At 62.3% G+C, this 16,428-nt stretch carries 18 protein-coding genes; 9 read left to right on the top strand and 9 right to left on the bottom strand.

The genetic code is table 11. The annotated features are described in order from the left end of the window. Positions 1-68 precede the first annotated feature (68 nt). Positions 69-1,216 (bottom strand): IS3 family transposase gene (locus OIT41_RS14555; protein ID WP_264636669.1). Its coding sequence is split into 2 segments (ribosomal slippage): positions 69-943 and positions 943-1,216, totalling 1,149 coding nucleotides; the frame shifts between segments, so codons are not numbered across the junction. A gap of 262 nt (positions 1,217-1,478) precedes the next feature. On the opposite strand from OIT41_RS14555, the gene OIT41_RS14550 reads away from it, so the two are divergent. Then, positions 1,479-1,949: a nuclease-related domain-containing protein gene (locus OIT41_RS14550; RefSeq protein ID WP_308196832.1), complete on the top strand. Its 471-nt coding sequence runs from the start codon at positions 1,479-1,481 to the stop codon at positions 1,947-1,949. Between the two features lie 48 nt (positions 1,950-1,997). Here the strand turns inward: OIT41_RS14550 and OIT41_RS14545 are convergent, their stop codons facing one another. The 6 genes from OIT41_RS14545 to OIT41_RS14520 all read right to left on the bottom strand — a co-directional run bounded on the left by OIT41_RS14545 (position 1,998) and on the right by OIT41_RS14520 (position 6,581). Further along, on the bottom strand, positions 1,998-2,459 hold the full coding sequence (locus tag OIT41_RS14545) for a GNAT family N-acetyltransferase (RefSeq protein ID WP_241710037.1): 462 nt from the start codon (positions 2,457-2,459) through the stop codon (positions 1,998-2,000). 115 nt (positions 2,460-2,574) lie between these two features. Continuing rightward, positions 2,575-3,282, bottom strand: coding sequence for a hypothetical protein (locus OIT41_RS14540; protein ID WP_241710036.1), 708 nt, complete (start codon positions 3,280-3,282; stop codon positions 2,575-2,577). Positions 3,283-3,572: 290 nt separating this feature from the next. Continuing rightward, positions 3,573-4,313, bottom strand: coding sequence for a hypothetical protein (locus tag OIT41_RS14535; RefSeq protein WP_241710035.1), 741 nt, complete (start codon positions 4,311-4,313; stop codon positions 3,573-3,575). Between the two features lie 230 nt (positions 4,314-4,543). Continuing rightward, positions 4,544-5,311 (bottom strand): SCO1664 family protein, encoded by a 768-nt coding sequence (locus OIT41_RS14530; protein ID WP_241710034.1) that lies wholly within the window; start codon positions 5,309-5,311, stop codon positions 4,544-4,546. Continuing rightward, complete coding sequence (locus tag OIT41_RS14525) at positions 5,311-5,865, bottom strand: DUF3090 domain-containing protein (protein WP_241710033.1); 555 nt, start codon at positions 5,863-5,865, stop codon at positions 5,311-5,313. Before OIT41_RS14525 ends, OIT41_RS14530 begins: the two co-directional genes overlap by 1 nt. 23 nt (positions 5,866-5,888) lie before the next feature. After that, positions 5,889-6,581 (bottom strand): histidine phosphatase family protein, encoded by a 693-nt coding sequence (locus OIT41_RS14520; RefSeq protein WP_241710032.1) that lies wholly within the window; start codon positions 6,579-6,581, stop codon positions 5,889-5,891. Positions 6,582-6,759: 178 nt separating this feature from the next. On the opposite strand from OIT41_RS14520, the gene OIT41_RS14515 reads away from it, so the two are divergent. The 3 genes from OIT41_RS14515 to OIT41_RS14505 all read left to right on the top strand — a co-directional run bounded on the left by OIT41_RS14515 (position 6,760) and on the right by OIT41_RS14505 (position 7,954). Continuing rightward, positions 6,760-7,041, top strand: a complete 282-nt coding sequence (locus OIT41_RS14515; protein ID WP_241710031.1) for a type II toxin-antitoxin system RelE/ParE family toxin — start codon at positions 6,760-6,762, stop codon at positions 7,039-7,041. Then, positions 7,028-7,330, top strand: a complete 303-nt coding sequence (locus OIT41_RS14510; protein WP_241710030.1) for a HigA family addiction module antitoxin — start codon at positions 7,028-7,030, stop codon at positions 7,328-7,330. The genes OIT41_RS14515 and OIT41_RS14510 overlap by 14 nt, the downstream gene beginning before the upstream one ends. Before the next feature lie 111 nt (positions 7,331-7,441). Further along, a complete protein-coding gene (locus OIT41_RS14505; protein WP_241710029.1) occupies positions 7,442-7,954 on the top strand; it encodes a DUF1877 family protein in 513 nt (170 codons plus the stop codon). Positions 7,955-7,967: 13 nt separating this feature from the next. On the opposite strand, the gene OIT41_RS14500 is transcribed toward OIT41_RS14505, so the two are convergent. Further along, positions 7,968-8,747 carry an alpha/beta fold hydrolase gene (locus OIT41_RS14500; protein ID WP_241710028.1) on the bottom strand — a complete coding sequence of 260 codons (780 nt, stop codon included), beginning with the start codon at positions 8,745-8,747 and terminating at the stop codon, positions 7,968-7,970. A gap of 84 nt (positions 8,748-8,831) precedes the next feature. Between OIT41_RS14500 and OIT41_RS14495 the strand changes: the two genes are divergently transcribed. After that, on the top strand, positions 8,832-10,598 hold the full coding sequence (locus tag OIT41_RS14495) for a GNAT family N-acetyltransferase (RefSeq protein ID WP_241710027.1): 1,767 nt from the start codon (positions 8,832-8,834) through the stop codon (positions 10,596-10,598). Between the two features lie 157 nt (positions 10,599-10,755). Then, positions 10,756-11,172 carry a hypothetical protein gene (locus OIT41_RS14490; RefSeq protein ID WP_264636668.1) on the top strand — a complete coding sequence of 139 codons (417 nt, stop codon included), beginning with the start codon at positions 10,756-10,758 and terminating at the stop codon, positions 11,170-11,172. An 83-nt stretch (positions 11,173-11,255) separates the two neighbouring features. Here OIT41_RS14490 and OIT41_RS14485 read toward each other — a convergent pair whose 3' ends face one another. Continuing rightward, complete coding sequence (locus OIT41_RS14485) at positions 11,256-11,462, bottom strand: hypothetical protein (protein ID WP_078108278.1); 207 nt, start codon at positions 11,460-11,462, stop codon at positions 11,256-11,258. 368 nt (positions 11,463-11,830) lie between these two features. Between OIT41_RS14485 and OIT41_RS14480 the strand changes: the two genes are divergently transcribed. The 3 genes from OIT41_RS14480 to OIT41_RS14470 all read left to right on the top strand — a co-directional run bounded on the left by OIT41_RS14480 (position 11,831) and on the right by OIT41_RS14470 (position 16,418). After that, positions 11,831-13,609 (top strand): ABC transporter family substrate-binding protein, encoded by a 1,779-nt coding sequence (locus OIT41_RS14480; RefSeq protein ID WP_241710025.1) that lies wholly within the window; start codon positions 11,831-11,833, stop codon positions 13,607-13,609. 176 nt (positions 13,610-13,785) lie between these two features. Then, entirely contained in the window at positions 13,786-15,327 is a 1,542-nt protein-coding gene (locus OIT41_RS14475) for an ABC transporter permease (protein WP_241710024.1), read from the top strand. Further along, the gene (locus OIT41_RS14470) at positions 15,324-16,418 is read left to right on the top strand and encodes an ABC transporter permease (protein WP_078108281.1); all 1,095 of its coding nucleotides are present in this window, start codon (positions 15,324-15,326) and stop codon (positions 16,416-16,418) included. The genes OIT41_RS14475 and OIT41_RS14470 overlap by 4 nt, the downstream gene beginning before the upstream one ends. Positions 16,419-16,428: the final 10 nt, after the last annotated feature.

Raw genomic sequence — 16,428 nt, 5'->3', positions numbered from 1 at the left:
ATGGCCACCCGTGATGACGAGAACCGGACCTAGGGGGATTGGTTGGGTCCCCGTTAGCAGTCCAGCGTCTATGCGATAGCTAATTGGTTTTCTTGCGTCCAGTTCTCCCAGTACCGATTCGGCGTCATGCCATCCAGGGATCCGTGGGGCCGTTCATGATTGTAGATAGCTTTCCATTCCTCGGCCAAATACCTTGCCTCGGCCATGGTGTCCATGATTTCTCCGGTGAGTTGTTCCCTTCTGAACTGGGCGTTGAACGACTCGATAAAGCCGTTCTGCCACGGTGATCCGGGGTCGATGAACGCGGTATCGACCCCGGCGGTGTTGCACCAGCCGACCAGCGCTGCGGCGGTGAATTCCGGCCCGCTGTCGCAGCGGACGTACGTCGGGGCGGTGCCGGTTTCGGCGATGATGTCCTCCAGCACCGCGATGACGTCGGCGGCCTTGAAGGACCGGCGCGGAATGACTGCCAGCGCCGTGCGCGTGTATTCGTCGATGACATTGAAGAACCGGATGTGTCGGCCGCAGGAGGTCACGTCGGACTGGAAATCGAAGCTGACCACGTGCATCGGGTACTGGGCCGTGAGACGCTTCTGTTCCCCGGCGCCGGGGCCGGTGCGCCTCTTCTTCCTCGCCCTGGGTTTGCACGTGAGCCCTTCGTCACGCCAGAGCCGGCGCACCCGCTTCTTGTTCAGTGCCACACCAGCCCATGCCGGCTGGGCCAGCAGATGCCAGCGGGCCTTCCGCCAGCCCCACGCGGGATGCTTCACGGCCACGGCCCTCAGGTCCGCACGCAGCTGCGCCTCCTCGAATCCCATGTCGGGTTTCTTCTTGCGGAACGCGGACCGGTTCTGGCCCAGAAGCGCGCAGGCGAAGCGTTCGGACGCCCCGAACTTCTCCACCGCCATGCGCACGGCACGGCGGCGCGGTTCGGGGCTCAGAATTTTCCCTTCGCCACCTCATTGAGAATGTCGATGGCCAGTTCCTTCTCCGCCAGCAACCGCTTGAGCCGGGCGTTCTCCTTCTCCAGCTCTCTGGTCCGCCTGGAGGCCTCGGCGTTCTTCTCGGAACCGTACTCCTTCAGCCACCGGTACCAGGTCGCCTCGGTGACCTGGAGCTCCTTGATGACCTCGACCATCGGGCGTCCGTCATTGAGCATCTTCTGGCCCTGCCGGACCTTCGCGATGACCTGCTCGGGGGTGTGTCTGCGTGCCATGATTCGTGAAATTCCTCCTGCGTCCATTCTCGGACACGAAACTCACACAAACACTGGACTCCTACCCGGGGACCCAACCAGGATCAAACCCTCACTGATGTAGCCGCTGTCGCGCCTAGGAGGAGGGGCGGCCATCACCCTACGCAGCCCGCCAAACACTGACTGTGTGGTAGACCGTCTGCAACTGTTCTTAGCGTCCTCTGAGCCCACTTGTCGGCGGCATTGTGACCCACGTATCCCGCTAAGGGATCCTTGACCGGGACTGCGCTACAGGTCAGTTGCGGGTGCTTTCACCGATGGCCTGGCTGTCCTCCACGACCGGCGCATCCTGGGCTCGAAGGCCAACATCGACCACATCGCCATCACTCCCGGTGAAATCTGGGTGATTGATGCCAAGCGGTACAAGGGACGGCCTGAGCTGAAGATCGAGGGCGGCATCCTTCGCCCACGCGTCGAGAAGCTCCTCGTTGGCCGCCGTGATTGCACGAAACTGGTCGATGGGGTGCTCAAACAGGTCGACGTCGTGCGCGACCTCGTCGGGGATGTTCCGGTCACCGGGGCGATGTGCTTCATCGAAGCAGACTGGCCCCTGATCGGGGGCGCGTTCCCGACTCGTGGCGTTCACGTGCTTTGGCCGAAACGGTTGGCCAAAGTGCTTATGGAGCAGACAGCCGGCGACGTTGATGTGGCGAGGACGCGTGAGTCGGTAGCCTCGCGGTTCAAGCCGGCGTGACGTCAGGTCACTATGTTCGAAGCTGTTCGGAAGCACCTAAGGGATCGCTTACCGGGACGCCTCGAAGAGAATGAGCTCGGACCGACCGTCGTCCGCGGTCACTCCGCGAATCATTGAGGATCGGACGACCGGCCGGAAGCCGAAGCCGAGAGTCTCATGCATTCGGATGGATGCCGTGTTGTGTTCGTTCGTGAAATAGTAAGCGGTCGAGGCCCGAGACCAGATCCATTCCAATCTCGTACGGGTGAGGGCAGAACCGACTCCTCGCCGGCGGAACCCCGGCGCGACTACGACGCCCCCGAGATAGTGGCCCGCTGGTGCGCCGCCATCGGGATGCGGGTGGAGATGCGTCTTAGCTACGCCGACGACCTCGCCTTGCGTGACAGCCACCAACACGACTCGGTCGCTCCTGGGAGCGATCATCTCACTGGTCCAGCGTGCTCGGGCGCTGGCATCACAGACCGCATGCACTTGTGCGAGGTCGTCCAGGGTCGATTCACGAATCTGCATGGGCACAGCGTACTGGGCGCGGGGAGTCCTCCTTCGGTCTTGCCCGCTAGCCGATCCCTTGCCGGACATATCACATCGACTGGACGAGAGCCGGATCTGGTCGGGCCTGTCAGCGTTACGGAACGAGGTCTTTCGTTAGCCGAAGGATTCCGGCGGTCCAAACGCTTAACAGCACGTGCAAGAGGACGAATGAGATTTTCATTGGATCGAACGGTTCGCCCCAGAAGAACATCAGCAGCACGATTGACGCTGCGGAAACAAAAATGGCCGCGACCAATGGTGAGCTTGCCGTACTCCTTATGGTTACCAGATTCCAGACTCCGATGATCACGCCAGCAATGGCCACCACGCTGAAGGCCACGATTATGGCGATGATGGACGCAACCCATCCTGCCTGGCGTTGCACTTCTGAAACCCTTAGGTTCTGTATTTGCCCGATGACCGGGATGGAAGCGAGCACTATAACCCCTCCCATGAACAATCCAGATACCGCCTCGAAAAGTCCCATCCAAAAGCGCCAATGCCGTGATCTCATTGCTTTATGCCACGAAAAGGCAAAGGTTCGAGTTGCTCGTGGTGGCAGGTCGGGCCGCTCGGATGTCTCCTCGGTCAGCCGCTGCGGTTCTTGGCTCATGTAGTCCGTGCCCTTTCTGCCGACGGAGGCCGTCCCCGCTCTTTCCACGGAGGATTCTACTTGGGCAAGGCACATGAAACTGGCGTGACCGGCAAACGCCAGAGTCAGATAAACGTGGCCCGGTACCCGAGGCTCACGCCGTCCGGTTGCCGGATGGTCGTTAATTTGCGGTGCGGCGGTCTTACTCATCCGGCTTCCAGAACCCCCGCAAGCCGGTCGACCACCGTGCCACAAAGGGCCGCCGACACGTTCCGCGCCGTTGCTGGCCTAAGCCAAATACGTAAGACCCGCACGGTGATTTGCGATGACGAGGGAGGGGATTACTGCAATCATATTCACTCTGACTGGAATGAAGACCGGGGGGTCTTCCTGGTTTCGGCCGTGATTCCACCACAAAGGGTCCCCGCGGATGCGGGGACCCTTTGTGGTTGTCGGGAGGATCAGGTGCGCGGCACTTTACCGGAAAATGGAGCGGCCCGTTAGGCCGCGGGCGCCGCGGCGGAGGCCTTCTTCTCGAGCGACTGGACTGCCTTCTGGATCTTGGCACCGTATCCGCCGTTCAGCGCAGTGTCCTTGATCTTGTTGGCCTGGGTGTCCAGGTCAGCCGGGGCGGCGGCCTTGAGGGTCTTCAGATCCGACTGCAGGTTGGCCGGGAGCTTCGCGAAGAGTTTCGGGTGGCCGATGAGTTGGTCGGCAATCCTCTGCATGCCGGCGCCCGGGTTGGCAGAAGCCAGGGCGGTGCGCAATTCCTGCCGCAGCCCTGCGGTCCCGGTGGCGGTCTTCTGCAGGTTCTCGGCGCGCTTCTGGATGTCGGCGCCGTATCCGCCGGAGAGGGCGGTGGTCTTGATTTTGACGGCGTCCTTCACCCGGTCAGCCGGGGCGGCGTTCTTGAGGGTCGTCAGGTCCGCCTGCAAGGCGGCTGGAAGCTTGGAGAAAACCTTCGAGTGGTTCACCAGCGCGGTGGCGGCCTTCGCGGCGCGGTCCCCGGCAGCCTGCGGGCTGTTCGCATTGAGGCGCAGGAACGCGCCGAGATTCCCTGCACCTGCGTGGGTGCCGGTTTTGGCTCCGGCCGACGGGCTTGCGGTTGCGGACGGCGCCGGGGCGGACGGCGAGGCTGCTGCTACTCCGATGCCGACGGTGGCCATTGCGCCGGCGGCCACTACGGCGGCCGCTCCGATTCCGATACGGGTTTTCAGTGACTTCGTTGTGGGCTTTGCCATTCGGTGTCCTTCCACATGCGGTTCGTGTCTGCCGGTTCATTGCGCAGACATGTAAGCCCCACTACCTTATTCGTCCACTCTGGGCGCAGGCTGGGTACGTGGTGCCGCGGCTGCCGACTCACCAAACAAGTCTGGCCGGGTTTCTTTCCGCCTGGACAACACACGCCCGCAGCGTCGGCCTGCCAGGGCGGGAAAGCGTGTCGTGGCGCCTTCGGCGTCGCCCAAATCCCTTAGAACAGCGGCCAAGGCACCGCGGACATCTCACCGCTCGGAGCCGGAAACCGCCCTGCCAAGCGCAACCGGGCGCAGCGGGCGGCGAGCGATGCGATTTCTTCGGCGCTGAGCAAGTCCGCCAGGTTTCGGCCCAGCCCACCGCGCAGTCCTTCGCTGACACGATCGATGCCGTCCAGTTCCTCGGCTGTCAGAGGGTCTCCCAACCATCCCCACAGCACCGTGCGCAGTTTGTGGTCTCGGTGAAAGGTGAGCCCATGGTCGACGCCGTGCCGGTGTCCGTCCGTCATGGCAAGAATGTGGTCGCCTTTGCGGTCGGCGTTGTTGACGACGACGTCGAACACCGCCATGCGTCTGAGCGCTGGTGAATCTTCGTGAACGAGGGTGACCATCCGTCCGTTCGCATCTTGTCCCTCAAGGACGGGTTTCCAGCCCGTCTCCGGCACATGGTCCGTTTCGACCAGGTCCACGGCGTTTTGCGCGGGGTCTTGGTCCTGCCAGAGCTGCACCATTCCTTCGCCCATCGGACCATCGCGCAGCCAGGTGCGCGGCACGATGTCCCAGCCGAAAGCCTGCGAGACCAGGTAGGCAGCCACTTCCCGGAGAGCTAGGGTGCGATGGGGAAAGTCCCACAGCGGGGTTTCGCCGGCTATTGGCTTATAGACAACCGCCACGTCGCCTATGCTGCCCAGAAACGTAGCGTTTGAAGCCGTCGTGATGCGGCCGGTGAGCGTCAGCTCGGCGGTCACTAGGTCCGGCGCTGGCATCAGACCTCGGGGAGGGTACAGAAGTGCCCGTCGGGGTCTATCGGGTAACCGCAGAGCGGGCACGTCGGACGCCCGGCGGCCACGATCTCACGGGTGCGTTTGGCGAACGCGCGCGCGGTGCCGACCGGCATGCGCACCAGGAGCATTTCGGTCTCGTCAGCGCCGTCCTCATCAAGCGACGGGTCGCTTTCATCAGCATCGACATCGGCGATGGGGTAGGCCTCTAGTACCACCTGGGCCGTGGTTGGGTCCCAGCCTAGGCTCATGACGCCGGTGCGAAACTGCTCCTGAACGGCGTCGAGCTGATCATTGTCGACAAGTTCGATGGGAGTACTCGTGGGAACGCTGAAGGGGTTGCCCTCCACGGTGATGAGCTGGTCGAGAATTTCGTCGATCTTCTCCGCGAGCAGAGCCGATTGCTGCTTCTCCAAGGCAATACTTACGACCTGCGTCCCTGCCCGTACCTGCAGGTAGAACGTGCGCGCCCCTGGAAGGCCAATGGTTCCGACGACGACCCGATCAGGCCAGGCAAACTCGTGAACACGTGTAGGCATGTCAGTATTCTAAAGCCTGGGGTTCATGGCGCCTGCCGTCCCGCTCCGCCGCCCACCGGCGCATCGCCAGAGTGGACGCCGTTTGACAGCCATGACAGATCACCCGCGTCGGTGTTTGTCGCGTGTACGCTGGGCCGGCTAGCGCCGTAGCGCACGATCGATACGGAGCCGGGGCCCACGGTAAGACGCTGGAACAGGTCAAGGTGCATGCCGAGCGCGTCGGCGAGGATTGACTTGATGATGTCGCCGTGACTCACGGCCACCCACACGGCTCCAGGCCCGTGCTCGGCTTCGAAGGCTGCATCGTGGCGTCGAATCGCGGCCACCGACCGAGCCTGCATCGCGGCCATGGATTCACCTCCGGGGAAGACGACGGCGGACGGTTGGGACTGCACGACCGGCCACAGATCCTCGGTCGCGAGATCACTGAGCGTGCGGCCCTGCCACTGGCCGTAATCGCACTCGGTGAGATCGGGCTCGACCGGCGCGTACGGCGTGCCGGCCTGGCGATCGAGGATGAGCTGTGCCGTCTGCTGGCAACGCTCAAGAGGGCTCGACACCACCGCGACCAAGGGCACTGCCGCGAGACGGGTTCCCGTCAGGGCCGCCTGGTCGCGCCCGATGTCGTCCAGGCCGACGCCGACGGCCCGTCCGGCTAGCAGGCCAGTGGCATTGGCTGTAGTGCGGCCGTGCCGCACGAGAATAACTGTCGCCATCCACCCAGCCTATCCGTCCGCTCGCTGCGGTGGCGCCGATAGTTACGCCGTCCATCCGGCGCGGTGTATACCGGGGTGACTTCGCCGGCCGGACGCCTGCTTTCCTGTGACGGAACGCGTCGTGAGGCCCCGATTTAACGTCTAGCGTTATTAACGCCGTGCGTTATATCCTGATGTCATGATCAGGTCGTTCGGGAGCAAAGACACCGAACGGCTGTGGAGTCGTGAGCATGTGGCTTCGATGGATTCACGGATCCTTCGGTCCGCCCTCCGCAAGCTTCGCCAGGTGGGGTCCGCGGAGTCGATCGAGGATCTCCGCGTTCCGCCGGGGAACCGGCTCGAAGCACTGAAAGGTGACCGGGCCGGTCCATACAGCATCAGGATCAACGACCAGTGGCGGATCTGCTTCAGGTGGACAGACGCTGGACCAGAGGAGGTGGAGATCGTTGACTACCATTGACTATCTTGCGCCGATTCACCCAGGTGAAGTTCTCATGGAGGATTTCATTGTGGGTTTCGGCATCACGCAGAACAAGCTCGCCGTGGCGATCCATGTGCCGCCGCGCCGAATCAATGAGATAGTGCACGGCAAGCGTGCGATCACAGCCGACACGGCACTACGTCTCGGCAAGTATTTTGGAACGTCGGCTCAGTTCTGGCTCAACCTGCAGACGCATTACGATCTCGACGTTGCCGAAGATCGTGCGGCTGGGCAGATCGCGGCCATCACGCCTCTCAAGATCGCGTGAACAAATCGGTGCGGCTGGTCATCGACATGCCGGTACAGTGCATCTCGCGAATTATCCACATAGCGCAACTCAACCGTCCTGCGCGGCTTGCTCTTTGGCAATACTTGGTGAATGGGAATCAGATATTACGCATATGCATTCGACGGCGACCTCACTGAACGGGTGCTTTCCGACCCGATGACCTTCGTGTCGGTCGATCCGCTTGCTGATGCTTGGGGCCTTGACCCTGGTATCGGGACCAGTGGTACCACCTTCGAGCAATTGATATCTGAGCGCGACATGCTCTATCTGGACAAGGCGTGGCGGCATCTACAGGTTCTCACGGCCCCAATGGGGGAGGCCATGGCGGCGCGACCCGCTTTTCGTATGTTTGAAGGGAACGTGACCATGCATGGCGACGGTTGGGACCCGTGGGTAAGGGCCTTGACTCCGTCCGAGGTTTTGACGATTGCTCAGGACTTGGACGATATCTCTGATGCGGAGGTGAGGCTGCGGTTGCCGGATTCGCCACGTGTCGATCGGGACCTTGACGTCGAGTATGCCGTTGGCTATCTTCGACTCGCTCGGGTCTTCGCCGCCAATCTCGCCGACGAGGGGCGCGGCATGGTCTACCTGATCGGGTAACGATCATCCAGTCTCAGCCCCAACGTTCAATATCTCGGCACAGGATATTGGGCCAGGTTTCGACATCGTCCGGGGTGCGGGCGACCGTCAGTGTTGCTTGGGGAAGCAGCGCGGCAAGGGATTCCGCGGTTGACAGCGGGTGGCCCGGATCATCAACCCACGCCAGGATCGTCGTCGGGATATCGATTCGCGCGACGGCCTCAGGAGCAGGCAGATCGCTGAGTGCCGCGCCCCGAAATACCGACGGCAAGAGGGCATCGGGGACGTCGGGCACGGTCTCCGGAGCACCAATCGTGGCCGGCGGTGGTGTTGTTCCGCGGGTGGTGGCGAGGAATGCCTCGACACCAACAGACTCGATAAGCGCCGCGGCAACCCGGTAGTTTGCAGCCTGCGCAGCTCGGGTTTCCCACGCAGTGGGCGGCACCATGAGAGTGAGCCCGGTAAAGCGGTCCGGCTCGCGGGAAGCGGCGTGCAGGAGTGTGCCGGTACCCATGGAGGGACCGACTCCGTGGACACGTTCGCCGGGGAACCAGTGATCGAGCAGCCGCAGGAGGTCGTCGGCGAGGTTTTGCCACTGATAGTCCTCGGGGACCTTCCGCCCTGTCGACCGGCCATGGCCGCGTGCGTCGTACCGCAGCAGCCGGGTTCCACTGAGCCCTCGGCCGAGGTCGAGGTTGAGAACCCGATCGTGCGCGCGGCTTGAGGTGAGGCCATGCAGTTGGACAATCGGATGCCCACATTCGTCGCTCAAAGCAACCGCAAGCTCGGCGCCGGGAACCTCGAAAGTGGGCATCAAGCTCCTCGTTTCGTCACTGGCCGCGGCACTTGGAGCGGCCGCGTTGAGCATTCAGGCTATCTGGGGCGATACGATACTGCCATGCGCCTGACCAACGTCACGCACCTGCGCCTACCGTTCGGACGACTTTGGGGCTATGACGTCAGCGTGTCTGCGCTCCGCGGTCGTCTTCCGGTGTCCTTTGACCAGCGGCTCCATGTCGGGGCCGGCGACCGGCGCGGATCCTGGATGGCAATGTCTTTTCGGCTGCCTTCACCAACTGGTCGTGAGGCAATTGCCGATGCCTGGCTGGCCGTCGTCGGCCGTCACGGAACTCTGCGAACGGCATTCGTGCCCGGCGCGGACGGCGATCCGGAGCTTCACGAAATTGAAATTGGTCCGGGAACCTGGGTGGAGCATGAGGTATCTCCCGGCCAGGCCGTCAATGAGGCGGTGCGGGACATCCTCGATGCGGCCTGCTCCCCATACCAACGCCCCTCACACCGGCTGTGCGTCTTGGAGACTGCCGCTGGAATCACCGTTGTGATCGCGGCCGACCACGCACATGTGGACATGTGGTCGATGCTGGTGATCGCGCGCGACCTGCTGTCAGCCCTCGACGCCGGGAGCGACGGCCGTGAACTGTTGCCCGAGCCAGCGCCGGCGTTTGTTGAACACACCCAGGCGCTGCTGGACCGGAAACCGGCGCCGGACCACGTGCGCCACCGGTGGGAACAAATCATCGGGGACAGCGGCGGCGCAATGCCGCAATTCCCACTGCCCCTGGGTGCGCCCGATCCTCAGCGCGAGCGCGTGGAAGTTCGCGATGTCTTCGATCTCGACGACGGTGCGGCATTCGCGGCGCAAGCCCGCAACGACGGTGTCTCGACGCTTGCACTCGCCGTTGTCGCGATGACCGCGGTGACCCGAGAGTTGGCGGGAACCCCGCTGCGAGCCGTATTTCCCGTGCACAGCCGCTTCGACGACAAATGGCATGACTCAGTCGGATGGTTCATCACTAATTCGGTACTTGAGTCTGCGGTCGCCGAGCCGCTCGCCGCGGCGGCCGCGGTCAAAGAGGCCGTACAGCTTGGCGCATGGCCCCTCGCGGACGTCCTGGCTCCATGGGGCGGCATGCCGGTAGCTCCCGGGATGTTCGCGATCTCCTGGCTGGACCTGCGCAGGCTGCCTGTGCGAATCGATTCCGTCGGACTCGACGCCCAGTACGTGAGCGCGACAATCGACACGGACGGCGTCATGCTGTGGTTCATCCTGGACGACACCGGGTTGCATTTGAGGTGTCGCTATCCTGACACCGTTGAGGCCCGGATCAGCGTCGGCGGATGGCTTGATCTTCTGGTCGCTCGCTTGCAGTCAGATGCGCGGTCCTCGGTTCGAGGACTTCTGCGCGTGGCTGGCCGGACCTTCAGGCTGGAACGGGCGAGACGCGATGATGTTAAAGCCATCGCCGCGCTGCTGTCGGATGATCAGTTCGGTCCGGATCGGGAGTGCGCCGAGTTCGAACGATACGAGGCGGCCTACAACCTGGTTGTTCGCGACAGCTCCAACTATCTGGGGGTTGTCCGCAATGATTCCGATTGCATTGTTGCCACGATGCAATTGACCGTCATTCCAGGACTTTCCCGGGGTGGTTCTTCCCGACTACAGATCGAAGGACTTCGAGTTGCTGCCGCGGAACGTTCACAGGGCTTGGGTGCCGCGATGCTTGAGTGGGCCCACAATTTTGGCCGTGCGCGTGGGGCGCAACTAGCACAAGTGACCACCGACGAAGCACGGGAACGGGCCCGAGCCTTCTACACCCGGCTCGGGTATCGGACGGCACACGTCGGGCTGAAACGGCGTATATAGGCACCGCGCCTGCGCGTCGTTGGTGGGTTCGGCGTGACTACGGTTCCAGCCCTGCGACCGACGGCAGCCGTTTTACACGTTCCAGTGGTAGTGCCCGTTCTTGTCGGCGCCCTTGCCGCCGCAGACGTAGCTCCGGCCATTTGCCGCAATCCCTTGCATGCCGACGTCGGCATTAGGGCAAAAGGCTCCGGGGATTATCCCTTGGACCGTGTTCGGCGCTGCGGGCGGCTGGGCAGCGGGACCAGGGTCTGCGGGCGCCACTGGTGCGGCTGGTACAACAGGCGCCGGCGCCTGTACTGCGGGCGCCTGTACTGCGGGTGCCGGTGCAGCCGGGGCTGGTGCGGCGGGCGCTGGTACGACGGCGACCGGCGTCGCCGACGGCGGAGCAGCGGCCGCCGTCGTGGGGGCCTCAGGAGAAGGCGACGACGAAGAAAATGCCGCATTGACGCTTTCGCTTGGCGACGCCGTAACTGTGGCCACCGCTGATTCGCTTGGCAAGTGGCGCACTTCCGACGCCGGTGCGCCGCACGCGGCCAGAGCCAAACCGACGATTGCGCCGATGACGGCACGCTGAATGGAACGGGTTGAGACCATGATTCCCCCAAATAGACCAGTGAATTGAGAAAAGACTAGGCCTGCATACGGGGGAAAGCGAGACTAACCGGTTGTTTTCGGGAACCAGACGACGGTGGCGCGCTCGCCGTCGTCGGACACTCCGGCGGGTTCATCGCCAAGCGGTTGGCCGTGCGCCAATCCGGACCATTGGTACTCTCCGCCTGGGTGAATCTCCGGGAAATCCGATACCTCGCCCTCGCTGCGTTCCTTGTCGCGGGGACCGCCCTCATAAGTGAATTTCTCGCCCATGCACCTCAACGTAGCCCCCGGGGCGAGGCCTGGATACCCCCTCCACCCTGCCAGCGGCCCATGCGGACCCACGCCGGAGTTCCTGCCCTGAAGGGTTCAGTGATGGAGAATTAACTGACATAAGCCCCGAATCGCCTTGAATCGGGGCCCATGTCATGTTGCCTTGGATCAAGAAACCACTTGGACGTCCTTGAATGATTGCATCTCGATAACAAACTTTACCGGCGGGAAACTTTCGACCCAAACATCCGTTCCGGGCGCTAGGCTACTGCTCATGTGAGACGAGCCACAAGCCTGCTGAGGGGGTTGTGGCAGTCTGCCGGAGTCAACAGCGCCGGCTTTTTCCACTCAAAAAAATAGGAGGCGGAATGCGTTTCGGACGTACTTCCAAAGCAGTGGGTATTGCGGCAATCGCCGTAATGGCACTGAGCGCCTGTGCCGGCAATTCCGGTGGCAATACCCCATCCACCGGAGCAGCTGCCAAGACGGGTGGCACGGCCACTGTGGTCGAGGTCAACGCTTTCAACACGTTCAACCCCAACACAGCCGATGGCAACACTGATATCAACTCCAAGATCAGCTACGCAACGCACTCGGGCTTCTACTACATCGACAACAAGCTGAACGTCGTTCACAACGACAAGTTCGGCACGATGGAGAAGGTCTCGGACAACCCGCTGACCGTCAAGTACACCATTAACGATGGCGTGAAGTGGTCTGACGGCACTCCGGTTTCCGCAGCTGACCTCCTCTTGCAGTGGGCAGCCTTCTCCGGTTACTACGACGACGCCGACACCAAGGCCAAGACGGGTACGTCCTACTTCTCTTACGCCGGTGACAACACCGGCTTGAGCCTGACGGACTTCCCGGAGATCAGCAACAACAACAAGACCCTCACGCTCAAGTACTCCAAGCCGTTCGCCGACTGGGAGATCGTGCTGGGTGGTCCCGGCATTGACGTTCCTGCACACGTCCTTGCCCAGAAGGCTGGCCTGAAGGACACCCAGGCCCTGATTGACTTCTTCAAGAGCAAGCCGCGCGGAAACTCCAAGGCGCCACTTCCGACGGACCCGAAGCTGAAGGCAATGTCGGACATGTGGAACACTGGCTTCGATACGAAGACGCTTCCCGCGGACCCGACCCTGTTCCTCTCCAACGGTCCTTACATCGTGAAGAGCATGAACCAGGACCAGTCCCTCACCATGGTCCGGAACAAGGACTACAACTGGGGGCCGACTCCGAACCTTGACGAAATCACCGTCCGGTACATCGGTTCGGCACCGGCCCAGGTCCAAGCCCTCAAGAACGGCGAGGCGGACATCATTGCCCCGCAGGCTTCCGCTGACACTCTCGACCAGTTGAAGGCACTCTCCAGCCAGGGCGTTACCGTCGACCAGGGCAACCAGTTGGCCTTCGACCACCTGGACCTGAACTTCTCGGGCCCGCTGGCCGACCAGAATGTGCGTACCGCCTTCATGAAGACCGTGCCCCGCAAGGACATCGTCAACAAGATCATCGGCAAGCTTGACCCGAACGCGAAGCCGCTGGATTCCCAGATCTTCGTACCCCAGCAGGCTGCGTACGCTGATTCCGCCAAGAACAACGGCTCCTCGGCCTTCCAGGACGTGGACATTGATGGTGCCAAGAAGCTCCTGAACGGTGCTACTCCGGAAATCCGCATCATGTACAACAAGGACAACCCGAACCGTGTTGACGCCTTCTCGCTGATCCGCGAATCCGCCACCAAGGCCGGCTTCAAGATCGTCGACGGCGGCCTGGGCGCCTCTGACTGGGGCAAGGCCTTGGGCAAGGGCGGCTATGACGCCACCATCTTCGGTTGGATCAACCCGGGTGTCGGCGTGTCCGGTGTTCCGCAGATCTTCAAGACCGACGGTGGAAACAACTTCAACCAGTTCAGCAACACCGACGCGGACAAGCTGATGGAGCAGCTCGTGGTCACTACCGACCGCAGCAAGCAGGATGACCTCCAGAAGCAGATCGACAAGAAGATCTGGGACAGCTCCTATGGTCTTCCGCTCTTCCAGTCAGTGAACGTGGACGCCTACAGCGACCGCATCACCGGCGTGAAGCTCATGCCGAACCAGACGGGCGTTTGGTGGAACTTCTGGGAGTGGGCTCAGAAGTAAACCTTGCTCGCTGAGCTAAATTACCAGCCAAGGCGCCGGGACCGACGTATCATGGTCCCGGCGCCTTGGTTGGTGCACCGGCATATTGTCCGCTTCCCACAACCTCATCCAGGGAACGGGCACGATTCTGCGATGGGCGCCGGCGAACCCGGGCCTGGATTTCGAGGTTCCTCACCATGTTGACCTATATAGTCCGGCGGTTGATTACCGCCGCGTTCATTCTTCTCGGAGCATCGTTCCTGGTGTATCTCCTGACAGCGTCGTCCGGAGATCCCCTGGCCGAGTTCCGGGCCAGCAGCGCGCCGAACCGGCAAGCGCTGATGGATGCCCGCATCGATCTGCTTGACCTCAACACGCCACCGCCATTGCGCTACTTCAAGTGGCTCGGCGGTGCGGCCCAATGCATTGTGCCGTTCGGAAACGCCTGCAACCTCGGCAAGAACATCGCCGGGCAGCCCATTACCGAAGCTCTCGGCTTTGCCTTGGTTCAAACGCTCACGCTCGTCACGGGCGCTACGATCCTGGCCATCCTGATCGGCATTTCCCTCGGCATCGTCACAGCACTCCGCCAGTACAGCGCGCTGGACTACGGCGTGACGTTCATGGCGTTCCTTTTCTTCTCGCTGCCGATCTTCTGGGTTGCCGTCCTGCTGAAGGAATTCGGCGCCATCGGCTTCAACGACTTCCTTCGAAATCCGGAAATACCGCCGACCGTCGCTTTGGGGATCGGTGCCGTCCTTGGCGTTATCGGCGCCGTGGTTGTCGGCGGCGCGGCCAAACGCCGGCTCATCGTCGGCGGGTCGGTCTTTGTGGCCGTCTCCCTCATCCTTTTCTATTTCTCCCTCACGCAGTGGTTCCGCAATCCCGGTTTGGGCCCTGTCGTCATTGCCATTCTTGGAGTGGGAATTGCCTTCGGAGTCACCGTCCTGGTTTCAGGACTCAAGAACCGCAAGGCCCTCCAGTCAAGCCTGATCGTGGTGGGCATCGGCGTGATCGCCTACTTCGCGGTCCAACCGTTGCTCAACGATGCGACCGGGCTCATGATTTTCCTGCTTGCCATCGCCACCATCCTTGTTGGACTGGCGGTCGGGTACTTCATGGGCGGCTACGACCGCGGGCAGTCAATGCGTGCCGCCGCGATCACCGCTTTCCTGGTGGGAGCGCTCGTTGTGATGGACCGCTTCATGCAAGCGTGGCCGTCGTACTTCAACAACAGCAGGGTTCGCGGACGCCCCATCGCCACCATCGGTGCAGGAACCCCGAACATTCAGGGTGACTTCTGGATCATGTCCACCGACACGCTGACCCACCTCGTGTTGCCAACCATCGCCCTCATCCTGGTGTCCCTGGCCAGCTACACGCGATTCACGCGCTCGTCGATGCTGGAAATCATGAACATGGACTACATCCGGACGGCGCGGGCCAAGGGCCTGAGCGAACGGTCCGTGATCATGGGCCACGCATTCAGGAACGCCCTGATACCCATCGCGACGATCGTAGCCTTCGATATCGGCGCGTTGATCGGTGGCGCAGTCATTACGGAATCGGTGTTTTCCGTCCGTGGCATGGGCTTCCTGTTCATTGACGGACTGCAACGCTCGGACGTGAACCCGGTTATGGGTGTCTTCCTGTGCGTTGCCATCACCGCAATGGTCTTCAACCTCGTAGCGGACCTCGCGTACTCCGCTCTCGACCCACGCGTAAGGATCAAAGCATGAGCCAGCCAACCCAAGAGGAAGAAATCCTGGCACAACAGGCGCTTGCCGAAGCCGCAGGCGCCGAGGCCGGCAGCGAAGCAACCGGAGGCCTCAGCCAAGGCCAGATTGTCCGCAAACGGTTCTTTGGCCACACCGGAGCCCTGATCGGGCTCGCAGTGTTCGCCGCGATCTTCCTGCTCGCCTTCACTTCCGTGGGTGCCTTCGGCATACCCGGGTGGTGGAAGTACAACCACACGGATGTTTCGCCCCTCGTCAATGATGGCGTCCCCACGTCGTCGTTGTGGCCCCTTGCTTGGGGCGAGCACCCGTTCGGCCAGGACCGGATTGGCCGCGACCTGTTTGCCATGACCATGCGCGGCGCCCAGCAGTCCATCACCGTCATGGTCCTGATTGGTGCCATCGCGGGGGCGGTCGGCGCAATCGTCGGTGGCCTTGCCGGCTATTTCCGCGGCTGGGTGGAAGCCATCCTGATGCGCCTCACCGACGTCATCATCATCATCCCGGTGTTGCTCCTCGCGGCCGTGGTTGGCCAGATTGCCAACCGCAGGGATGAAGGCAGCTGGATTGCAAGCTTTGCTTCCAACAACGGCGTCGTCATTCTCGGCGTCTTCCTCGGCTTCGTCCTCTGGGTGGGCCTCGCCCGCCTGGTCCGCGGAGAGTTCCTGACCCTGCGCGAGCGGGAGTTCGTGGACGCAGCCAGGATCTCCGGAGCGTCGAACGCAAGGATCATCTTCAAGCACATCCTCCCCAACGCCGTCGGTGTGTTGATCGTGAACGTGACCCTGACGATGTCCGCGGCGATCCTGCTGGAGACCGCCCTCAGCTACCTGGGTCTCGGCGTGAAGGCTCCCGACACTTCGCTGGGCCTGTTGGTTGCCCAGAACCAGGAAGCCTTCGCCACACGGCCGTGGCTGTTCTGGTTCCCCGGCCTGTTCATCATCCTCATCTGCCTGAGCATCAACTTCATCGGTGACGGCCTGCGGGACGCCTTCGATCCGCGGCAGAAGAAGTTCAAAGCGAAGAGCGCCGTCGAAACCACAAGCCACTCCAGCACGACGGCGCCGGTTGCCGATGCCTCGAAAGGCAGCTGAGTGCGACCTG

The sequence above is a fragment of the Arthrobacter sp. YA7-1 genome (assembly GCF_025960325.1).
Lineage (GTDB): Bacteria > Actinomycetota > Actinomycetes > Actinomycetales > Micrococcaceae > Arthrobacter > Arthrobacter bambusae_A.
This window is presented reverse-complemented; position numbering and strand designations above follow the sequence as displayed.